Annotated in this window: 5 protein-coding genes; 3 read left to right on the top strand and 2 right to left on the bottom strand. The window is 39.1% G+C overall.

The features are described from left to right. The first annotated feature begins 260 nt into the window (after positions 1-260). The gene (locus DXY38_RS14085) at positions 261-383 is read left to right on the top strand and encodes a hypothetical protein (RefSeq protein ID WP_256359566.1); all 123 of its coding nucleotides are present in this window, start codon (positions 261-263) and stop codon (positions 381-383) included. A 318-nt stretch (positions 384-701) separates the two neighbouring features. After that, positions 702-1,073 carry a response regulator gene (locus DXY38_RS06465; RefSeq protein ID WP_115070948.1) on the top strand — a complete coding sequence of 124 codons (372 nt, stop codon included), beginning with the start codon at positions 702-704 and terminating at the stop codon, positions 1,071-1,073. A gap of 15 nt (positions 1,074-1,088) precedes the next feature. Here DXY38_RS06465 and DXY38_RS06460 read toward each other — a convergent pair whose 3' ends face one another. Next, positions 1,089-3,059 carry a hypothetical protein gene (locus DXY38_RS06460; RefSeq protein WP_170952875.1) on the bottom strand — a complete coding sequence of 657 codons (1,971 nt, stop codon included), beginning with the start codon at positions 3,057-3,059 and terminating at the stop codon, positions 1,089-1,091. Between the two features lie 78 nt (positions 3,060-3,137). Continuing rightward, a complete protein-coding gene (locus tag DXY38_RS06455; protein ID WP_115070946.1) occupies positions 3,138-6,017 on the bottom strand; it encodes a response regulator in 2,880 nt (959 codons plus the stop codon). 169 nt (positions 6,018-6,186) lie between these two features. On the opposite strand from DXY38_RS06455, the gene DXY38_RS13875 reads away from it, so the two are divergent. Then, on the top strand, positions 6,187-6,456 hold a 270-nt coding region (locus tag DXY38_RS13875; protein ID WP_206749677.1), incomplete at its 3' end, for a hypothetical protein.

Below are 6,456 nucleotides of genomic sequence, written 5' to 3'. Positions count from 1 at the left end.
GCTGCCAGCCGTTAGCGCCGGAGCGCTGCTGGATGGTGGTAGTCATGAGAACGGAAAAGAGCCTGTGGGACGAATCCCGGTGGCGAATAAAGAAGGTCGGTTAACCCGACAGAAGCAATGTAACGGAAGTTTGCGGAGCTGACACGGAATGGGCGCGGAGACTTTCTGATCCCTCCGATCAGCTCAGCTGATCACGCTTGTCCTGGAGTGGGTGATGGCCTGAAGGCAATGCCTGAAGCCAAGATCTGAGAGGCAGGGCGATGCTGGAGTTCTTGGCAAACGGCCATAAAAAAACACCACGCGGCGGTGGTGTGATCCTTGCTGATGGCAGCAAGGCGTTGGGCGTCAGGGTTCAGATGGCTCCGGTGGCGGCCACCGGCTGATCACCCAGAGAAAACAAAAAACATCAGCAGTTACAGCACAGCAAAGCCGGAAGTACAACGAAAGAGAAGAAAACAAGACTTACAAAGTCTTGAGGGTTCGCATTTCGCAAACCCTCAAAAACATATTCCTACCAAAGCGAGAACATCAAGAAGCTTCCAATGGACTAATTTCATTAATCTAGGCAGCCAAATAAATGCTGAAAAAGGAATTATCATTTCTAAGATTAAACTGTTATCAAGGATTAAATGTTCATTGTAAAACGACCTAATGATGATACGATCGGTAATGTCAAAGTAGACAGTTGTCCGGATTCGCCAATGACAAAAATACTTCTCGTAGAAGACAATGAGATGAATCGCGACATGCTCTCTCGTCGCTTGACGCGAAAAGGATTTGAAGTGGTAATTGCCATTGACGGAGGCGAGGCTTTAGATGTAGCTAATTCTGAATCTCCTGATATTATTTTAATGGATATGAGCCTCCCGGTGATTGATGGATGGGAAGCAACCAGGAGATTGAAAGCAGACGAAAAAACATGCGACATACCAATTATTGCTCTAACTGCGCATGCCATGACGGGTGATCGCGAAAAATGCGAAGAAGCAGGCTGCGATGACTATGACACCAAACCAATCGAGCTTAAAAGATTACTCGAAATAATACAAAATCAAATCAATCGCGTAAGCTGAGCAATACACAACTGTCTAATTGTACATTTGCTGTGACAAAACTATAACCCTGTCATCATCATTAAGAACCCAATTTTGATTGATATCGGGACTTAGGTTAACCTCTATGCCGTTCTTTCTTGATAGAATAACACCTATAACAGTTTCAAATTCCTTGAGTCCCATTGTAATAAGTACCGAATGCTCAACCTTTTGATTCAATAAGTGATAGTGATCAGGCGCACGAAGCGAAATCTGAATTCCACCCGCACTTAAGAGCTCACGATAAACTGGACCGATAACAGGATACTGTGAGATTTGCGCCATAACGGTACTCACTAAATTAGTACTCACAACAATTTCAGAAGCAATAGAATCTCTAACCAATTCACGATTGCGACTATCCTTCAACTCAAGAACAATTCTTGGTATATGAATATTTTTGGCATGATTAATGATGTCACCCAGCATAAGTATGGTCATAATCGACCGTGCATCAGCATCGCCACCATCCGACTCATCAGCCAAAACAAAAATACAGTCAAATTGAGAATGAATCATTTCTTTTAGAAGAGATCGACTAACCGTATTTCCCTTCTGAACAACAAGATCTAATTTAGGAAAAACAAGACGTTCATCAATCTCGATTTGCTCAGCTGAATGACTAGAAATTAACTTAACCATCGTGCGAGAAAGCGCATGACCATTAAGCTCAGTAAGAATCTCATCCAGAAGAGAGTTGGTACCAAGAATCAAAACGGAATCAAAATGATTACTGTTAGGCTTAAGGCCACCAGCATCAGACAAAGATATCTCATTAAGTTGATTTGTCCTAGCACTTCTATGAATTAATGTAGGCTCAATATGTGACAACAATACAATATCTTCTTCTTCTTCAATTTCATAACTTGGTTCAATATTTAAAGCTGAAGCAGTACGCTTAATCCCTTCACTCTCCTCAACCCAACTAACCCCGATTGGTACTGCAGAATGGGTAAAGAACAAAAGACTCGAGAACTGCTTTCCAACAGCTTCTGGCATAGATTGAACTTTTATACCTTTTAATTCTTGATTCAGAATGCATTCAAATACATCAACAACTCCTGGTTGTCGAGCAGCTTGAACCAATAGTCGGCTTGCAAAATCATCAGTTGAAACAATTGAGGCTCTACCACGGCTTGCAATTCTCGCTATTTCTGTATTTTCTCTAGCACAAATTTCACACACAATGGATGGTTCAATTACAGATCTAGAAAAGCCTCGTTTACTATCGTTATCCGAAATGTCAGTATTCCTAAGAATACCCTCTAGTACAAGCAAAGTCTTGATAGCTTCAACATCAGATGGAGAATCATATTTATCTATTTGCTGCTCCACGTCTAATGTATGGGCAACAACTATAATGCTTCGAGCATGTCGAATAGAAATCCTATACAACTCATAATTACGACTTGGAATACCTTTTCTCAGGACTAATTTTTTACCGTTGATTACTATACCTTCACATCGTAGCTCTTCGCGCATGAAAGAGAGCTCACAGGGAGCCAAAACAACAATAACAGTATCTTTATAGATGCTCAGTAGGTTCATAATTAAACCTGGAACGCTGGGTCCCCAACCCAAAACAACAACATGCTTATTTTCAACAACTTGTGTATTACCTAATTCAAGCTGGGCAAGTCTCTGTTGAATAGAGGCACTTATAAGACCAATTAATGCTCCTAAAAAAACCAAACCACCAAGTGAAATCAGTAATGAAACAATAAGAACAGAAAGAGGTGCGCCATAGTTATCAGCAAATGCACCCGGATCTAATACATGTTTAATGGACCACCAATAACTGTCAATCCATCCACCATACTGATTGTCTATACCTTCAGCCGATAAAGAATCCTTAGAGAACAACCCCAAATGTGTAGATTGTGCACCAATAAGAATTAACGTGAGTGTTCCAACAGCAAGAAGTAAAAAAGGTATTTTAGTATCTGACGAAAAGGAACGATTCAAACGATATCCAATCCAAGAAAATCTCAAAAATAGTGTTTTTAATATAGAATGAATGTGAGATCGGAATTGATTCATTTTTTATGATTCCTCACTCTCACAAGGGAACGGAAGCGAATCAAGAGCACGAACCACATAGTCGGCTAAATTTTCGCGTAGATAGCTACCCTTTGCAAAGACATGCAATGAGTGAAATGCTAGTTTTTCCCTTTCTTTATTAGTCAAGTCTTTAGCTGAAATAATGACAACTGGGGTTTGCTTCCAGGCTTCAGTCTCGAGCAAGTGATCAAGGAATTCAAAACCATCCATCTCAGGCATCATTAAATCCAAAAGTATTAAGCCGGGATTTACTTTGCCTATTAAATCAAGTGCTTGTCGACCTCCACTAGCCTCAAATATTTCAACACCAGTAGACTCTAATTGACGCTTGATAAGATCCCTTGCATCACTCTCATCATCAACAATTAAAACGCTACCGTTCCCATTTATACCAACAAATCGTGACAATATCTTGAGAAGTTGATCTCTTTGAATGGGCTTATTGAGAAAATCAGAGGCTCCAAGTGAATAAGCAAACTCTTCGCCTTCATTAATTGCTGCCATAACAACAGGAATATTTCTTGATTCGGTATCATCCTTTAATTGGTTTAGGATAGACCAATCATCAGTTCCAGCGATTGTCACATCCACGATGATGATAGAAGGACAAATTTCCCTAACAATACCTAGAGCTTCTATTCCGTAACCAGCCTCTACAACATTTAACCCCCTTCCTCTAAGTGTATGAGAGATTACTTTTCTGGCTCCTTCATCATTGTCAATAACTAAAACAACAGGCCTAGATTTAGCTTCTGAGTTTGATGACGAGATGTTTGTCCCCGAGGGATGAGAGGGAGATTCAACCTCTTTCTCTTTTTTGATAACAGCCTCAGGTATCGAAACAACAAATTCACTACCCTTTCCAATTTCACTTTTAACTACGATATTACCTCCCATCATTTCACAAAATCGACGAGTGATAGTAAGTCCCAAGCCAGTCCCACCATAATTTCGAGTTGTAGAATCATCTGCTTGCGAGAAAGAGTCAAATATACGTGAGATATGATTTTCATTCATGCCAATCCCGGAATCAATAACAGAGAAAACTATCCAATTAATGTTTTCCTTGAATTCTTGTGAAACAATGAGTCGGATATCTCCAGACTCTGTGAACTTACTTGCATTACTCAACAAGTTAAATAATATTTGCCGCGACTTCGTCATGTCAGCATACATAGTATCTATATTCAATAAATATTCAACTTCAAGTGTATTCCCTTTTTGGTGAATTAAAGGTCGCGTAGTGCCTATGACATCATCGATCATATCTTTAATCGCAAATCTCTCGAGAAATAATTCCATTTTTCCTGCCTCAATTTTGGAAAGATCAAGTACATCATTAATTAGAGAAAGCAAATGTTTTCCAGCAGAATTAATTTTTTTCAAATCTGGAATTATATTTTCTTGACCGGTATCTTCAGCCTCTTCTTCAAGCATCTCACTATATCCAATAATGGCATTCATAGGTGTTCGCAGTTCGTGACTCATTTTTGCTAAAAAATCACTTTTCGCACGATTTGCTTCTTCTGCTTCATCACGTGCTTGTATAACAGCAGCTTCGGCATGCATTCTGCTTTCACTCATTTTGTTCAAGGTCACTGCCAATTGATCATGTGTAGACCGTTGAACAAGGCGATAACCAAAATCACCTTTAGCTACTGCTGCACTCATATTTGAGATAGATCTAAAATAGTCAACCAAATTATTAAAACTGATAGCCAAAAGTCCTGTTTCATCCTTTGCATTAGTATCAATTTCATTTTCTATGCCAAAATCTCCAACAGCAACTCGATTAGAAACATCTACAACATGACGAATTCGTCCAGATATATTAGTAGTAATCAACAGGGAAATCACTATTACTATAGCTACAGCTACAAAAGTAATAATTAAAATACCAGCTATTTTGGCCTGAATTGGAGCAACAACAGATGCCTCAGATTTGCGGATGACAACCATCCACTGACCAGTTGAAACTGGTGCAGAAGCATAATAATATTTTTCATCATCAAGAGGATCTACGGCAAGTCGAAAAGAAGGGATCCTTTTATTTTGATAGAGTTGACCAAAAAGTTTATTGTATTTAGTAATTGATATCGACTTTGTTCGCAATTGTTGCTTGGAGTTTCTATCCTTTAAATTTCCCTCAGTCGTAGAAGCTACAAATTTCCCCTCTCTACTTATCAGGAACACATCGGCCTTATCGCGCTCTCTTATTTCTTTCAAGGAATTCACGATATCTGACAAAGCACGATCAACACCCGCAATACCTTTAAACTCACCATCAATAATGATAGGATAAGTCTGCTCAACAATCATTTTACCTTCATACATATAAGGTTCAGTTATCATCGCTTGTGGTTTGCCTGAGGCAATAAAAAGATCCTTGCAGCCATTGTAATAAAGGCTCGTTTCCATATTAACTAATGGTTCTAACTCAAGACTATTATTATTGTCATGATCATGAAACCAGTAAGGTAAGAAGCGTCCATTTTTATTAATCGAACGCTGTTCAAGAAGATTAGTTTGTACTCTTATTGCTTTTTTATCCTGGTTGTCTGCATTCGGTTCATAACCAAAATAAGCTGCTGTAAATTCCGGAAATGTCTTGACAATCGATTTGGCATATTGAATCGATTCTGTACGTCTTCCAAAAAGCCCATCTTGTTGTGCGAGAGCCATGACCTTTACAGCAAGTATTGCTCGCGTATTGCCAATATCAATATCTGTAGCCACTTTATCTACAAGACCCCTCATGTTTTTTTCATTCAGAGATTTCAACGATCCATACTCATCCGCAATCACATAAATCAATATACCTAATAAGATTGAGACAGAAGGAACGACACCTAAAAAAAGCATTCTCCCGGTAATGCTTCTATGGAATGGAACATGATTCCTTGTCACAGGACTCTCTTCTTGCAAATGTCATTATTGCAATGATTGCACTTTTGAAACGGTTTTGCAATATATCAAAGTTGAATTGTCATGCTTTCAATGTCTATTCAATAACCATTCGTTTACAAGTATGATGCAGAAAGCAGTTAGCCATAACTTCAAAGCAAAAGCAAAAGTAAAATCTCTGATCAAATCAACTGTAAAACAATGTTTTCATCAAGTCTCTCCTAGAAGCAATAAAATTATCATTCAAATCTTTAAGTCATCCCAAGCAAGCATCGCACTAAAATCATTTGCCGCTCGCACTAAGGCTTCCTACCTTGTTTGTTTGTTGTTTGAGGGATGGGAAGGCACAAAAAAGCCCCCTCGTGAGAGGGGGCTTTCTAGTTCAGTTGATCTGAAC

Source organism: Synechococcus sp. UW179B, from assembly GCF_900474245.1.
Taxonomy (GTDB): Bacteria; Cyanobacteriota; Cyanobacteriia; order PCC-6307; family Cyanobiaceae; genus Synechococcus_C.
The sequence above is the reverse complement of the archived record's forward strand: the minus strand, read 5'-3'. Positions and strand labels throughout refer to the sequence as shown.